The 13,648-nt window shown below is 72.8% G+C and carries 14 protein-coding genes; 9 read left to right on the plus strand and 5 right to left on the minus strand.

The genetic code is table 11. The features are described 5' to 3' along the window. Positions 1-167: 167 nt before the first annotated feature. Positions 168-1,064 carry a hypothetical protein gene (locus ACIQM3_RS04350; protein WP_401618567.1) on the minus strand — a complete coding sequence of 299 codons (897 nt, stop codon included), beginning with the start codon at positions 1,062-1,064 and terminating at the stop codon, positions 168-170. A 62-nt stretch (positions 1,065-1,126) separates the two neighbouring features. Here ACIQM3_RS04350 and dapE point away from each other — a divergent pair, with 62 nt between their 5' ends. Beyond that, positions 1,127-2,206 carry a succinyl-diaminopimelate desuccinylase gene (gene dapE, locus ACIQM3_RS04355; protein WP_401618570.1) on the plus strand — a complete coding sequence of 360 codons (1,080 nt, stop codon included), beginning with the start codon at positions 1,127-1,129 and terminating at the stop codon, positions 2,204-2,206. 85 nt (positions 2,207-2,291) lie between these two features. Next, positions 2,292-3,077, plus strand: a complete 786-nt coding sequence (locus ACIQM3_RS04360; protein ID WP_203182296.1) for a TIGR00730 family Rossman fold protein — start codon at positions 2,292-2,294, stop codon at positions 3,075-3,077. A gap of 109 nt (positions 3,078-3,186) precedes the next feature. Here the strand turns inward: ACIQM3_RS04360 and folP are convergent, their stop codons facing one another. Together folP and ACIQM3_RS04370 are read right to left on the minus strand one after the other, a co-directional pair. Continuing rightward, positions 3,187-4,059 carry a dihydropteroate synthase gene (folP, locus tag ACIQM3_RS04365; protein ID WP_401618574.1) on the minus strand — a complete coding sequence of 291 codons (873 nt, stop codon included), beginning with the start codon at positions 4,057-4,059 and terminating at the stop codon, positions 3,187-3,189. Positions 4,060-4,128: 69 nt separating this feature from the next. Beyond that, positions 4,129-5,070 carry an aldo/keto reductase gene (locus tag ACIQM3_RS04370; protein WP_401618577.1) on the minus strand — a complete coding sequence of 314 codons (942 nt, stop codon included), beginning with the start codon at positions 5,068-5,070 and terminating at the stop codon, positions 4,129-4,131. 46 nt (positions 5,071-5,116) lie between these two features. Here ACIQM3_RS04370 and ACIQM3_RS04375 point away from each other — a divergent pair, with 46 nt between their 5' ends. The 3 genes from ACIQM3_RS04375 (at position 5,117) to ACIQM3_RS04385 (ending at position 7,602) form a co-directional block, all read left to right on the plus strand. Then, positions 5,117-6,565, plus strand: a complete 1,449-nt coding sequence (locus ACIQM3_RS04375; RefSeq protein ID WP_401618580.1) for a PLP-dependent aminotransferase family protein — start codon at positions 5,117-5,119, stop codon at positions 6,563-6,565. A gap of 63 nt (positions 6,566-6,628) precedes the next feature. Beyond that, positions 6,629-7,021: a DivIVA domain-containing protein gene (locus ACIQM3_RS04380; protein ID WP_393764476.1), complete on the plus strand. Its 393-nt coding sequence runs from the start codon at positions 6,629-6,631 to the stop codon at positions 7,019-7,021. Then, positions 7,018-7,602, plus strand: coding sequence for a DNA-3-methyladenine glycosylase I (locus ACIQM3_RS04385; RefSeq protein WP_401618583.1), 585 nt, complete (start codon positions 7,018-7,020; stop codon positions 7,600-7,602). Before ACIQM3_RS04380 ends, ACIQM3_RS04385 begins: the two co-directional genes overlap by 4 nt. Positions 7,603-7,652: 50 nt before the next feature. On the opposite strand, the gene ACIQM3_RS04390 is transcribed toward ACIQM3_RS04385, so the two are convergent. Beyond that, positions 7,653-8,453: an enoyl-CoA hydratase/isomerase family protein gene (locus ACIQM3_RS04390; RefSeq protein WP_401618586.1), complete on the minus strand. Its 801-nt coding sequence runs from the start codon at positions 8,451-8,453 to the stop codon at positions 7,653-7,655. Positions 8,454-8,767: 314 nt separating this feature from the next. On the opposite strand from ACIQM3_RS04390, the gene ACIQM3_RS04395 reads away from it, so the two are divergent. Further along, positions 8,768-8,935 carry a DUF3117 domain-containing protein gene (locus tag ACIQM3_RS04395; protein ID WP_003966491.1) on the plus strand — a complete coding sequence of 56 codons (168 nt, stop codon included), beginning with the start codon at positions 8,768-8,770 and terminating at the stop codon, positions 8,933-8,935. A 100-nt stretch (positions 8,936-9,035) separates the two neighbouring features. Here the strand turns inward: ACIQM3_RS04395 and ACIQM3_RS04400 are convergent, their stop codons facing one another. Continuing rightward, on the minus strand, positions 9,036-9,701 hold the full coding sequence (locus ACIQM3_RS04400; protein WP_356716108.1) for an O-methyltransferase: 666 nt from the start codon (positions 9,699-9,701) through the stop codon (positions 9,036-9,038). 178 nt (positions 9,702-9,879) lie between these two features. On the opposite strand from ACIQM3_RS04400, the gene sigE reads away from it, so the two are divergent. The 3 genes from sigE (at position 9,880) to ACIQM3_RS04415 (ending at position 13,600) form a co-directional block, all read left to right on the plus strand. Further along, entirely contained in the window at positions 9,880-10,641 is a 762-nt protein-coding gene (sigE, locus tag ACIQM3_RS04405; protein ID WP_187355817.1) for an RNA polymerase sigma factor SigE, read from the plus strand. Continuing rightward, positions 10,638-11,582, plus strand: a complete 945-nt coding sequence (locus ACIQM3_RS04410; protein WP_401618590.1) for an anti-sigma factor family protein — start codon at positions 10,638-10,640, stop codon at positions 11,580-11,582. Before sigE ends, ACIQM3_RS04410 begins: the two co-directional genes overlap by 4 nt. Before the next feature lie 89 nt (positions 11,583-11,671). Then, positions 11,672-13,600 (plus strand): trypsin-like peptidase domain-containing protein, encoded by a 1,929-nt coding sequence (locus ACIQM3_RS04415; protein WP_401618593.1) that lies wholly within the window; start codon positions 11,672-11,674, stop codon positions 13,598-13,600. Positions 13,601-13,648 lie beyond the last annotated feature (48 nt).

The following is a 13,648-nucleotide window of genomic DNA, read 5'->3' on the forward strand; positions in this document are numbered from 1 at the left end:
ATCCGCAACGGAGGAACCCGGGCGAACGGCGCATTCGGCGAGCGCCCGATGAACCGTCACTTCCGAGTGCGGGCACGGGAATCAGCCCGGTGCGCAGGGTCGCGGAAACGGTTCCGGCAGTGGGGGGCCGGCGGTCACCGAACGGCCCGTACGGATGACGGGTCGTACTACTGAGCGAGCCGCATTCGGACCGCTGTGGCGCCCGATTCCCCGCGTTCCGTCCCCCAGCCCGACTCGGCGGTCCACGTCCGGCCCGCGTACGAGACCTCCGCGATCCGCAGGGTCCCGGCCCGCGCGACCGCCCAGTGGGCGAGCTCCCAGCCCCGCCGGGGCCCGGCGTCGTCCGCGGCCCGTACGGGCACCGACACCGTGCCCGCCGCGGAGGCGCCCGCCGACCCGGCGGACGGCAGGACGTCCTTCCCGAAGGCGCGCACCAGATCGGACCGGACCTCCGCCGCGTCCCCGGACTCCCCGGCGGCCGGCGGCGGCACCGTGCAGGTCAGCGAGGCGGGGGCGCGTCCGGTCAGCGCGTCGGCCAGCAGCCGGGCGTCCGGCTCGTGCTTGGCGTACGCGTCCGGGAAGGCGCTCTTCTGCACCCACTGGGCCGCGACGGTCAGCTTCAGATCCAGATAGCGCGGGACCTCGACGAGGTGCTCGTAGAACTTCCCGGCCGAATAGACCGGGTCCATGATCTGCCCGGGCGTGCCCCACCCCTGCGAGGGGCGCTGCTGGAAGAGGCCGAGCGAGTCCCGGTCGCCGTGGTCGAGGTTGCGCAGCGTGGACTCCTGCAGCGCGGTCGCCAGCGCGATGGTCACCGCGCGCTCAGGCAGCCCCCGCGTGGTGCCCACGGCGGAGATCGTGGCGGCGTTGGCGGCCTGGTCCGGGCTCAGCTCGTACGTACGCCCCTCACCCCCGTCCGCGGGGCCGACGGTGCAGCGGGGCACGCTCTGCTCACCGGAGATGTACTGCACGGCCAGGTAGCCGGCCAGCGCCATGATCACGGCGAAGGAGGCCGCGACACGGAGGGCGCGACGGCGGCGGGGAGGAGAGCTGGTCCGGGGCACGGGGCCCACCGTACTGGAGGGTAGGACCGGGGCCGGGACACAAGTCCTCTAGGGTCGTGGCCATGGATGGACACACGCTCGACCTCGCCCTGGACGGCCCGGCGCTCACCGCACGGCTGGTCGATTTCCCGTCGGTCAGCGGGCAGGAGAAGGACCTCGCCGACGCCATCGAGGCGGCCCTGCGCCCACTGCCGCACCTGACCGTCGACCGCCACGGCAACAACATCGTGGCCAGGACGCGGCTGGGCCGTGCCGAGCGGGTCGTGCTGGCGGGGCACATCGACACCGTCCCGATCGCGGACAACGTGCCGTCCAGGCTCGACGACGACGGCGTGCTGTGGGGCTGCGGGACCTCCGACATGAAGTCGGGCGTGGCCGTCCAGCTGCGCATCGCGGCGACGGTGCCGGAGCCCAACCGCGACCTCACGTTCATCTTCTACGACAACGAAGAGGTCGCCGCCCACCTCAACGGCCTCGGTCACGTGGCCGAGGCGCACCCCGAATGGCTCCACGCGGACTTCGCCGTCCTCCTCGAGGGCTCCAACGGCGAGGTCGAGGGCGGCTGCCAGGGCACGCTCCGCGTCCATCTGCGGTTCAAGGGCGAGCGGTCCCACTCCGCGCGCGGCTGGATGGGGTCCAACGCGATCCACGCGGCCGCCCCGGCGCTGGCCCGGCTGGCCGCGTACGAGCCTCGCCGCCCGGTGATCGACGGGCTGGAGTACCGCGAAGGGCTCAACGCGGTCGGCATCGAGGGCGGTGTCGCCACCAACGTCATCCCGGACGCCTGCACCCTGGTCGTCAACTACCGCTACGCCCCCGACATCACTGCCGAGGAGGCCGAGGCGCACGTCCAGGAGGTCTTCGCGGACTGCGGTGTCGACGAGTTCGTCGTGGACGACCACACCGGAGCCGCGATGCCCGGTCTCTCGCACCCCGCCGCCAAGGCGTTCATGGAAGCGGTCGGCGGCGTCGCGCGGCCCAAGTTCGGCTGGACGGACGTGTCCCGGTTCGGCTCCCTGGGCGTCCCCGCGGTGAACTACGGTCCGGGTGATCCGCTCTTCGCGCACAAGCGGGACGAGCACGTGCGTGTCGAGAGGATCACGCACTGCGAGGACCGCCTCCGCTCCTGGCTCACCAGCTGACTCATGGCATTCCCCTGCGCGTAACCTCCGCCGATCTACGCTGAAGCGACACACGCACATCGCAGGTCGGCGGAGGGAGCAGGTCATGGGCAACCCGGAGGACGCACGGATCCCCGAGGGCGCGCAGATTCCCGAGGGTGCGGTGAAGCCCGAGGAACAGCGACTGGGGCCGGTACTGCGCCGCAGGGACCAGGTCCAGCCGGGCACGACCGATCAGCGGCTGCTGGATTCCGAGGGCGACTCGGAATGGGTCCACACCGACCCCTGGCGGGTCATGCGGATCCAGTCCGAGTTCGTGGAGGGATTCGGCGCGCTGGCGGAACTTCCCAGCGCCATCAGCGTCTTCGGTTCGGCCCGCACCCCGGCGGGCGGACCGGACTACGAGGCGGGCGTACAGATCGGCAAGGCGCTCGTCGAGGCGGGATTCGCCGTCATCACGGGCGGCGGCCCCGGCGCCATGGAGGCGGCGAACAAGGGGGCGCGGGAGGCGAACGGCGTCTCCGTCGGACTCGGCATCGAGCTGCCCTTCGAGTCCGGGCTGAATCCACATGTCGACATCGGCGTCAACTTCCGCTACTTCTTCGTCCGCAAGACGATGTTCGTGAAGTACGCGCAGGGCTTCGTCGTCCTGCCCGGCGGCCTGGGCACGCTGGACGAGCTCTTCGAGGCGCTGACCCTGGTGCAGACGGGCAAGGTGACGCGCTTCCCGATCGTCCTGTTCGGTACGGCGTACTGGGGCGGCCTGGTCGACTGGCTGCGGGACACCGTGGTCGCGGGCGGCAAGGCCTCCGAGCGGGACCTGATGCTGTTCCACGTCACGGACGACGTGGACGAGGCTGTCCGGCTGGTCACGAAGGAAGTCGGCCGCTAGGGCCTCTCGTTCGGATCATGCCGGGCTCCAGCCTGATCCAGACGAAAGACCCTGGCGGAGCCGCCGCGTCCACCCCTCTCCCCGCCCGTCCACGGGAGAGGGGTGCGGCCTACGCGAGGCCCCGCCGCGCGACCGCCGGCGGCCGGTGGCCCGCGATGGAGGCCACCATGTCGAGGACCTGCCGGGTCTCGGCCACCTCGTGCACCCGGTAGACCTGCGCCCCCAGCCAGGCCGACACGGCCGTCGTCGCGAGCGTGCCGATGACGCGCTCCTTGACCGGCCTGTCGAGCGTCTCCCCGACGAAGTCCTTGTTGGAGAGGGAGACCAGCACCGGCCAGCCCGTGGCCGTCATCTCCTCCAGCCGGCGCGTCGCCTCCAGCGAGTGCCGGGTGTTCTTCCCGAAGTCGTGCCCCGGGTCGATCATGATCCCGTCCGGCCTCACCCCGAGCTCCACGGCCCGCTCGGCGAGACCCAGGGTCACGCGCAGGATGTCCGCCATCACATCGTCGTAGGCGGTCCGGTGCGGACGTGTACGGGGCTCGGCGCCGCCCGCGTGCGTGCACACCAGCCCCGCTCCGAACCGCGCGGCCACCTCCGCCAGCTTCGGGTCCACGCCGCCCCACGCGTCGTTCAGCAGGTCGGCCCCCGCCTCGCAGACGGCCTCGCCCACGTCGTGCCGCCAGGTGTCCACACTGATCACGACGTCCGGGTGGCGGCGGCGCACCTCGGCGACGAAGCCGACCGTACGGCGCGCCTCCTCCTGCGCAGTGACCTCCTCGCCGGGGCCGGCCTTCACCCCGCCGATGTCGACGATCGCGGCGCCGTCCGCGACGGCCTGCTCGACCCGGGAGAGCGCGGGTTCGTCGCGGAAGGTCGCCCCCTGGTCGTAGAAGGAGTCGGGAGTCCGGTTCACGATCGCCATGATCACCGGCTCGTGCGGCCCGAACTCCCGCCGTCCCAGCCTGAGCGTCCCGCTTCGCATTCCTGCTTCCTCCCTGTAGCCCGCCTGCGACTTTACGATCTCACCCGGCGAGTGGGAGGCGGCACCAGGTCACACAGTGGAGTCCAGGCGTTCGCGCTGCTCGGCGGTCAGCTCGAGCGACACCCCCGCGAGCGCCTCGTCCAGCTGCTCGACCGTGCTCACACCGACGATCGGCATGGCCGCCGGACTCCCTCCGGTCAGCCACGCCAGCACCACGCGGTTGCGGTTCGTGCCGGTCTCGGCGGCGATCTCGTCGAGCGCGGCGAGGCGGCGGGCGGTGCCGGGATGGTCGTACTCCGCCGGCAGCGGCTTGTCCTCGCGGGTGTAGCCGCCGCTCAGCAGAGGCGTGTACGCCCACAGCTCCAGGTCCGGCTGGTGCTCCACGTAATGGAGCACCTCGTCGGTGACCCTGCCGAACCGGTGCGACACGTTGGGCCGGGTCCCGGGGCGCGGTTGCAGGTAGGAGTGCTGCTGCTGCACGGCGGTGAAGCCGGTGCCGCCCTGGTCCCGCGCGATCTGCCTGGCCCGCGCGACCTGCCAGACGGGGTAGTTGGAGCAGCCGAGGCGGTCGACCGTGCCCGCGGACACCAGCTCGTCGAAGGCGGCGACCGTCTCCTCCAGCGGCGTGGACGGATCGGGCATGTGGGCCCAGTACAGGTCGACGCGGTCCGTACCGAGCCGTCGCAGGCCGGCCTCGAACGCGCTCTTCACGGCCTTGGCCGACAGGCCCTCGGCCGTCTCCGGGAACCGCCCGGCCACGGTCGGCTCGCAGCCCACCTTCGTGCTGATCCTGACGCGGTCACGGACGCCCGGGCGGCGTGCCATCCAGCGTCCGAGCAAGGTCTCGCTGTGGCCGCCGAAGCCTGCCGGGTCGGCCCAGAACGCGTAGCAGTCGGCGGTGTCGATCCAGACGCCTCCGGCGTCCACGAAGTGGTCCAGGAGCTCGAACGACCGGCGTTCGTCCTGGGCCGTGCCGAAGAGCATGGCCCCGAGAATCAGGTTCTTGATCATGTCCTTGACGGTAGGCGGATTCGGCTCGCCGCTACGCTCCAATACCGTGGACTTTTCCCGGACCAATCACGCCTGGGCGACGCTGCTGGACGTCGGCCCCCCGGAACGCGGCCGGCGCCGCCTGCACGACCGCCTGGCTCACGCCCTGCGCACCGAGATACGGAACGGCAGGCTCGTGGAGGGCGCCGCCGTGCCCCCGAGCCGCGCGCTCGCCGAGGAACTCGGCTGCTCCCGCTGGGTCGTGACGGAGGCGTACGGGCAGCTCGTCGCGGAGGGATATCTCTCCGCCCGGGTCGGCTCCGCCACGCGCGTCTCCTGGTCACCGGAGACCGCGCCGCCGCGCCCCCGCGAGCGGCGCGCACCCGAGCGGCCGCCCATCCGGTACGACCTCGCGCCCGGCCTTCCCGACCTGCGGGCCTTTCCGCGCCGCCGATGGGCGGAGGCCGTCCGGGCGGTCACGGGCTCGGCGGTCCACTACGACCTCGGCCGGCCCGACCCCGCCGGACACGTGGTGCTGCGGACCACCGTGGCGGAGTACCTGCGGCGCTCACGCGGCGCGGACGCGCACGCCGGGTCCGTGTCCGTGTGCGCGGGCGCCATCGACGGCCTGTTCCGCACGTGCCGGGCGCTGCGGGCCGGAGGGATCGCCGACCTGGCCGTGGAGGACCCGGGCTGGGGGCGGCTGCGGGACGCCGCGACGAGCGCCGGCCTGCGTGTGCACCCGGTGCCCGTCGACCACGACGGCCTCCGCGTCGAGGAGCTCGCGCGTACGCCCGCCAGGGCCGTCGTCGTCGGGGCGGCACACCAGTTCCCCACCGGCACGGTGCTGTCCCCGGAGCGCCGGGCCGGTCTGGTGCGCTGGGCCCGCGAGGTGCACGGCTTCGTCATCGAGGACGACTACGACTCCGAGTTCCGCTACGACCACCACCCGGTCGCCGTCATGCAGGGGATGGATCCGAGCCGTGTCGTCCTGCTCGGATCCGTCAGCAAGACGCTGTCGCCCGCCCTCGGCCTGGGCTGGCTGGTCGCGCCCGCCGGAATGACCCCGGCGCTCCGGGCGGCGAACCCCGTCGCCGCGGCACCACCGGTACTCGACCAGCTCGCGCTCGCCACCTTCCTCGACCGCGGATGGTACGACGCCCACCTGCGCGCCTCGCGACGGCGGTTCCGCTCCCGCCGCGACCTGCTGGTCCGGACGCTCGGCGACCAGGTGCCGGAGGGCCGGGTCTCCGGCACCGCCGCCGGGCTGCACATCCTGCTCCACCTGCCGGACGGGGACGTCCTCGGCGAGGCGGTCCGGTCCGCGGCCGCCGCCGGGCTGCGACTGGTGGATCTCGACGACTACCGCGCGGAGCGGCCGGAGCAGCGCGACTACCGCGCGGAGCGGCCGGGGCAGCGCGCGCTCGTCCTCGGTTACGGCAACATCAGCGAGACGGAGATCCCTCCGGCCGTCACGCTCCTGCGTGAGGCGCTGGGTCCGGCTGTTCCGCGGTGAGGCCCTGACTGTCAGCGGCGCATGGCACGATCTGACCCGGACAGGTATTCCGCTCCCGGGGAGATGCACGTGTTCTGGTTCTTGCTGCTCACGATGGCCGTGGTCGTGGCCGCGGTCACCCTGGCGGTGGTCGGCGGAGGCGGAAGCGCGGTGCTGCAGGACGTCGAGCCCGAGCGGCTCACCGACCCGCTGCCCGCCGACCGCCCCGTCGGCCGCGCCGATGTCGAAGCCATGCGGCTGCCCATGGCCGTGCGCGGCTACCGCATGACGGACGTGGACGAGGCCCTCGGACGGCTGGGGGCGGAGCTCGCCGAGCGCGACGCCCACATCGCCGAGCTGGAGTCGGCGCTCGCCGGGGCCCAGGCGACCGCGGTGAACGGCCCCGACCTCTTCAAGCGGCCGGGCGAACCGCCCGCCGCCGGTGACGGCCCGCAGGACGGGGAGGGCGGGCGATGAGCGGCGCGGAGCCGGCGGCGGACGGGCGGCCGCGCTGCCCGTGGGGCCTGTCCACGGAGGACTACCTCGCCTACCACGACACCGAGTGGGGCCGCCCGGTCCACGGCGACGACGCGCTCTTCGAGCGGCTCTGTCTGGAGGCGTTCCAGTCGGGGCTGTCGTGGCTGACGATCCTGCGCCGCCGCGAGGGCTTCCGCAGCGCGTTCGCCGGATTCAAGATCTCCGCCGTGGCGGGGTTCACCGACGCCGACAGGGAGCGCCTCCTCGCCGACGCCGGAATCATCCGCAACCGCGCGAAGATCGACGCCACGCTCGCCAACGCCAAGGTGCTGGCCGGCTGGGACGAGGGCGAGCTGGACGCGCTCATCTGGTCCCACGCACCGGACCCCGCCTCGCGGCCGGCCCCGCGCGCACTCGCAGACGTCCCGGCGGTCACCCCGGAGTCCACCGCGCTGGCCAAGGACCTGAAGAAGCGCTCCATCCGCTTCGTCGGGCCCACGACGGCGTACGCGCTGATGCAGGCCTGCGGCCTCGTCGACGACCATCTTGCCGACTGCGTGGCCCGGGGCGGCGGCCGGTAGGGCCTTCCTGTCCGGATGAGGATGATCGGGACAGGAGGCCCCCGGCCCTCCTACCTGCCGAGATATTTCGGCGGCTGCTTGGCGAGGAACGCCTCGACCGCGATCGTGTGGTCCTGCGACGCGCCCGCCTTCGTCTGGAGTTCGTCCTCTTTCTCCAGGGTCTCGGCGAGCGTGTGCCCGGCGCCGTACGCCACGGACGCCTTCAGGGCCGCGTAGGCCACGGTCGGCCCGTCCGCCAGGGCGCGGGCCACCGCGTGTGCCTCCTTCGCCAGGTCGGCCGCGGGCACCACCTTGTTCACGATGCCCAGCTCGTACGCCTCCTGGGCGGAGATCGAACGGGGGAAGAACAGCAGGTCGGCGGCGCGGCTCGCGCCGATCAGCCGGGGGAGGGTCCAGGAGACGCCCGAGTCGGCGGTCAGCGCGACACCCGCGAAGGACGTGTTGAAGGCCGCGGTGTCGGCGACCACGCGGTAGTCGGCGGCGAGAGCGAATCCGAAACCCGCCCCCGCGGCGACCCCGTTGACGCCCGCGACCACGGGCTTCTCCATCTCCGTGATGGCGCGGACGATGGGGTTGTAGTGCTCCTGCACCGTGCTCAGCGCGTTGCCGCCGTCCGTCTCACGGGCCTCGGAGAGCTTGGCGACGTGCTCCTTGAGGTCCTGGCCGACGCAGAAGGCGCGCCCGGTGGCCGTGAGCAGAACCGCGCGCACGGCGGGGTCGTCCGCGACCGCCAGAAGGGCGTCGCGGAGTGCGACCTTGGCGGCGGTGTTCATGGCGTTCATCGCGTCGGGGCGATTGATCGTGATCGTCGCGAGCCCGTCGCTCACGTCTGTGAGCACCGTGTCAGCCATTGCGGGGTCTCCTTGCGGGTCCGGCGTCGTGCCTGTCCAGGCAAGCATGGCGGACTTCGGGCGGGCCGGACATGTGACCTGCGTCTAACGATTGGACTTCGGCTGGGGGCCGACGGCGGCGCAGTATCGCAGCCGGATCGCCGAATTGAGTGGTTTTGCGAGAGCGCGTTGCGCAAGCGATGCCGACCGATGTTGGTCATCGGGGTCTCTGATGCGGGATAATGCGGAGGAAGCATTGTGTTCGACGCCGGTGAGGCAGCGCCTGTCATGGGGCCGCCGGCTGCGATGAGCTGGTTTCAGGAAGGGGAACGAGCATGGCGGCCATGAAGCCGCGGACGGGCGACGGCCCGCTCGAGGTGACAAAGGAGGGGCGGGGCATCGTCATGCGCGTTCCGCTCGAAGGCGGCGGTCGGCTTGTCGTCGAGCTGACTCCGGACGAGGCCGATGCACTCGGTGACGCGCTGAAGAAGGTCGTCGGCTGAGGCGGAGGCGCCCACACTTCACTGCTGCCCCGGCACGGATTCCGTGCCGGGGCAGCAGTGCGTCGGGGGAGGCCCGGCGGTCGGGCCCGGGACGGCCGGCTCAGCCGCGCCGTACCGCGCACAGCAGGCCGTCGCCCACCGGCAGCAGCGTCGCCATGAGCTCCTGGCTCTCGCGCACGGCCCGCAGGAGCTCGCGCAGGCGCAGCACCTCGGCCGGCTGCGCCGCCGAGTCGATCGTGCGGCCGTCGGCGAAGACGCCCTCGAAACAGACCAGTCCGCCAGGTCGCAGCAGGCGCAACGATTCAGCGAGGCAGTCCAGGCTCTCGAGCCGGTCGCCGTCGCAGAAAACGAGGTCGTAACCGCCGTCCGCCAGCCGCGGCAGTACGTCGAGGGCGCGCCCCGGGATGAACCGGGCACGGTTCGTGGCGAAGCCCGCGGCCCGGAAGGCCTCGCGGGCGAACTGCTGGCGCTCGGGCTCCGGGTCGACGGTGGTCAGAACGCCGTCCGGGCGCATGCCCTGCAGCAGATAGATGCCGGACACGCCGGTTCCGGTGCCGATCTCGGCCACCGCCTTGGCGTCCGCGGTGGCAGCGAGCAGGCGCAACGCCGCGCCGGTGCCTGAGGACACCGGGCGGAGCCCTGCCTCGTGGGCCCGGTCCCGGGCCCAGAGCAGAGCTTCTTCCTCGGCGACAAAGGCGTCGGCGAATGCCCAGCTCGTCTGCCGGTTGGCGGTAATGACCCTCTCCTGTCCCCGTAGTTGGCGCAACGGTGACTGTATCCGCTGGACCCGGGAACCCGCAGATGGGACCGGGCGTTATGAGAGGACGGAGGAGAACACGTGGACCGGGCCCCGCGGCGGGGTCCGGAATGTGCCTCTTGCTCCCGGGGACACCGGGACACCAGCAGGTAAAAAGGCTTATCCGGAGCTAACGGGCGAGGTGGCTATGGTAGGGGCTCCACTGGACACCACCAGAGCCGATAGGGGAGGTGCGGCTGCGCCTGTGGATCGGAGAGGTGCGCTGCGGCGCTTTCTCAGGTCGGCGGGTGAGCCGAAATCCGTGACCGACATCGCTGACCGTTCTTCCAACGATTCCGCACCGACCGCGACCTTCGCCTCAGATGCGGATTCCCAGGCGTGGACCCCGCCCTCATGGGAAGAGATCGTCAGCACCCACAGCGCCCGGGTGTACCGCCTCGCCTACCGGCTGACGGGCAACCAGCACGACGCCGAGGACCTCACCCAGGAAGTCTTCGTCCGCGTCTTCCGGTCGCTGTCGACCTACACGCCCGGCACTTTCGAGGGCTGGCTGCACAGGATCACGACGAATCTCTTCCTGGACATGGTCCGCCGCAAGCAGCGGATCCGTTTCGACTCCCTCGGCGACGACGCGGCCGAGCGGCTGCCGAGCCGTGAGCCGTCCCCGCAGCAGGTCTTCAACGACACCCACTTCGACGCGGACGTGCAGCAGGCGCTGGACACCCTCGCGCCCGAGTTCCGTGCCGCGGTCGTGCTCTGCGACATCGAGGGCCTCTCGTACGAGGAGATCGCCGCCACGCTCGGCGTCAAGCTCGGCACGGTGCGCAGCCGCATCCACCGTGGCCGCTCGCACCTGCGCAAGGCGCTCAAGCACCGTTCGCCCGAGGCCCGCGCCGAGCAGCGTTCCCTCGCGGACGCGGTCCTGGCAGGGGAGGGCGGAACGGCGTGAGTGGCACAGGTCCGACCCCTGCGGAGCAGCATCTGGGGGACCGGCTCGCCGCGCTTGTCGACGGCGAGCTCAAACACGATGCCCGGGAGCGGGTCCTGGCCCATCTGGCGACCTGCGCCCGGTGCAAGGCCGAGGCCGACGCCCAGCGACGGCTGAAAAGCGCCTTCGCGACCTCCGCCGACCCCTCGCCCTCCGAGGGCTTCCTCGCCCGCCTGCAGGGCCTCCCCGGGGGCCCCAGCGGCAGCGGTGGCGGTCCGGACGACGGTTCGACCGGCCGACGGCGCTTCGCGGACGGAATCCTCCCCGTGCTGCAGCCCGGTTCCCCGGAATCAGGCCGTCCCCCGCTGGACGGCTTCGGTTACCTCCCCACCGCTCACGGCTCGACGGCCGTGCTGCCCGGCGGCGCGTCCGGTTCCGGCTTCCGCATCCATGACGTCGCCCGGGACTCCGACCGCTCCCCCTGGCGCGCCCGGCGCTTCGCGTTCGTCGCGGCCAGCGCGGTCTCCCTCGCGGCCATCGCGCTGGGGGGCTCGCTCCCGCTCGACCACAACCCGGAGGCCCCGCTCAGCGCCGAAGGCGCGGGCAGCAACGCGACCCCGCTCGACGCCGAGGAGCGGACCGGCAGCGCCAGTGCGGCGGCCAGCCGCAGCGGCGGCGGCGCCCTCGCCGTCGGCCAGGGCCAGGACCTCCGGCCGGGTGCCGTCCCGTCCTCGTCCGCCCAGCCGGCCTCCGCGCCCTCGCTGCTGAGCACCTCGGCGCTCACCGGGGGCACGTTCGCCTTCCCGGTGCTGAACGTGACCGTGCCGCCGCTCATACGCCCGACCGACGCCGGCCCGCTGTACTCGTCCGCGCTCCGCGCGGGAGTGGAGCCGAAGCCGTCCACGACGGCTTCCGCCCCGCCGCTGCAGGACCGCGCGATGCCGCTCACACCGCTGCGCTGACCGGGACCCTGCGCACGGATTCGCAAACCTGGTTGAATTCCGGGAGGGACGCCTCTGTGAGGCGTGCAAGGGCCAGTGGCGGGGAGAGCATGGACGACGGGAAGCCCAGCGGGCCGAAGACGAAGTGGTGGAGCCGTCCCTCTGCGGAACGGGCCCGTCCGGCCGCTCCGGAGGACGCGGTGACCGTCTTCGACATGGAAGGGACGATGCCGCCCCCGCGCAGGGAGCCGCCGGCCGACGAGGCCGCCGCAACCACCGCCGGAGAGCCGCCCGCGCCCGCGACGGACGGCGACTTCATGCCCGCGCCACCGGCAGCCCGGCCGACCTCGCCACCGGCCACCCAGCCGCTCCCGCCGTCGGCCACCCAGCCGCTCCCGCCGTCGGCCGCCCAGCCGCTCCCGCCGTCGGCCGCCCAGCCGCTCCCGCCGTCGGCCGCCGAGCCGTCCGCGCCCTCGGACGGCGAGCCCCGTGACTTCACGCCCGCACCCCCCGCCGCCGAGCCTGCGGCGCATCGTACGCAGCCGCTGCACGCGCCCGACGAGTACAGCACCCCGCCCTACGGCGGTCCGGGGCCGTGGGCGCCCGCGCCGCCCGTGCAGCGTCCGGTGCCGACCCCGGCCCACGGGACCCCCGTACCGCCGCCGTACGCCGGCACGAACGGGCACGGCGTGGCCGCGCCCGCCCCCGTGCCCGCGGCCGTCCCCGTCCCCGCCCCGGTGGCGGGCGGCCAGGGGCACTCCGAGGGCTGGGCACCCCCGCCCCCGCCGCACACCGTGCCGCAGCAGCAGCCCCCGGTGCAGACCCAGCAGCAGCCCTCGCAGTGGCTGCGGTACGACCCCTGGGGCACGCCCGCGCAGCAGCCGCTGAGCCACCCCGGCCCCGCCGAGGGGCCGGCCCCCCGGCCGCGCAGGAGCCGCCGGGGGGCCGTCCTCGTCGGGGCGGCACTGCTCGCCCTCGTGGCCGGTGGGATCGGCGGCGGAATCGGTGCCTACGTCGAGCGCAACGGCGGCCTGACCACCGTCGAACTGCCCCAGGCCGGCCGGGACAACGGAGGCCGGGCACCCGACAGCGTCGCCGGGATCGCCTCCAGCGCGCTGCCCAGCGTGGTCACCCTGCACGTCAACGGCTCCGCCGAGTCCGGCACCGGCACCGGCTTCGTCCTCGACGACAAGGGCCACATCCTGACCAACAACCATGTGGTCGCCCCCGCGGGCTCCACCGGCGACATCACCGTCACGTTCAGCGGTGGGGAGAGCGCCCCGGCCGAGCTCGTCGGCAAGGACAGCGGCTACGACCTGGCCGTCGTCAAGGTCACCGGTGTCTCGGGCCTCAAGCCGCTGCCCCTCGGGAACTCCGACAACGTGCAGGTGGGCGATCCCGTGGTGGCCATCGGCGCCCCCTTCGACCTGTCCAACACGGTCACCTCCGGCATCATCAGCGCCAAGCAGCGCCCCATCACCGCGGGCGGCGAGAAGGGCGACGGCACCGACGTCAGCTACGTGGACGCGCTGCAGACCGACGCCCCGATCAACCCGGGCAACTCCGGCGGCCCTCTGGTCGACGCCGAGGCCCGGGTCATCGGCATCAACAGCGCCATCCGCGCCGCCGACAGCGGATCCGGTCTCGACGGTGGCCAGTCCGGCTCCATCGGCCTCGGCTTCGCGATACCGATCAACCAGGGCAAGCGCGTCGCCGAGGAGCTGATCAGCACAGGCAAGGCCACCCATCCCGTGATCGGCGTCACGCTGGACATGGAGTTCACCGGCGACGGAGCCAAGGTCGGCGGCAAGGTGGCCGCGGGCGGAGCGGAGGTGACCGAGGGCGGCCCGGCCGACAAGGCGGGCATCCGCTCGGGCGACATCATCACCGAGGTGGAGGGCCAGCGCGTGCACAGCGGTGAGGAACTGATCGTCAAGATCCGCGCCCACCGGCCGGGTGACCGGCTCGAGCTCGTCCTGACCCGCGGTGGTAAAGACCTGTCCATGACTTTGACGCTGGGTTCGGCGAGCGGCACCTGACGGCCACCGGCAGGTACCGCACGGACAGCTTCGCCGGGTACCGTGGAG

The organism is Streptomyces sp. NPDC091271 (assembly GCF_044757505.1).
In the GTDB taxonomy this organism is placed as follows: Bacteria; Actinomycetota; Actinomycetes; order Streptomycetales; family Streptomycetaceae; genus Streptomyces.

Coding starts and splice junctions, on each gene's coding strand:
- dapE (WP_401618570.1), top strand. CDS start 1,127: ATGGATGGACACACGCTCGACCTCGCCCTGGACGGCCCGGCGCTCACC.
- ACIQM3_RS04360 (WP_203182296.1), top strand. CDS start 2,292: ATGGGCAACCCGGAGGACGCACGGATCCCCGAGGGCGCGCAGATTCCC.
- folP (WP_401618574.1), bottom strand. CDS start 4,059: ATGCGAAGCGGGACGCTCAGGCTGGGACGGCGGGAGTTCGGGCCGCAC.
- ACIQM3_RS04370 (WP_401618577.1), bottom strand. CDS start 5,070: ATGATCAAGAACCTGATTCTCGGGGCCATGCTCTTCGGCACGGCCCAG.
- ACIQM3_RS04380 (WP_393764476.1), top strand. CDS start 6,629: ATGCACGTGTTCTGGTTCTTGCTGCTCACGATGGCCGTGGTCGTGGCC.
- ACIQM3_RS04385 (WP_401618583.1), top strand. CDS start 7,018: ATGAGCGGCGCGGAGCCGGCGGCGGACGGGCGGCCGCGCTGCCCGTGG.
- ACIQM3_RS04390 (WP_401618586.1), bottom strand. CDS start 8,453: ATGGCTGACACGGTGCTCACAGACGTGAGCGACGGGCTCGCGACGATC.
- ACIQM3_RS04395 (WP_003966491.1), top strand. CDS start 8,768: ATGGCGGCCATGAAGCCGCGGACGGGCGACGGCCCGCTCGAGGTGACA.
- sigE (WP_187355817.1), top strand. CDS start 9,880: ATGGTAGGGGCTCCACTGGACACCACCAGAGCCGATAGGGGAGGTGCG.
- ACIQM3_RS04415 (WP_401618593.1), top strand. CDS start 11,672: ATGGACGACGGGAAGCCCAGCGGGCCGAAGACGAAGTGGTGGAGCCGT.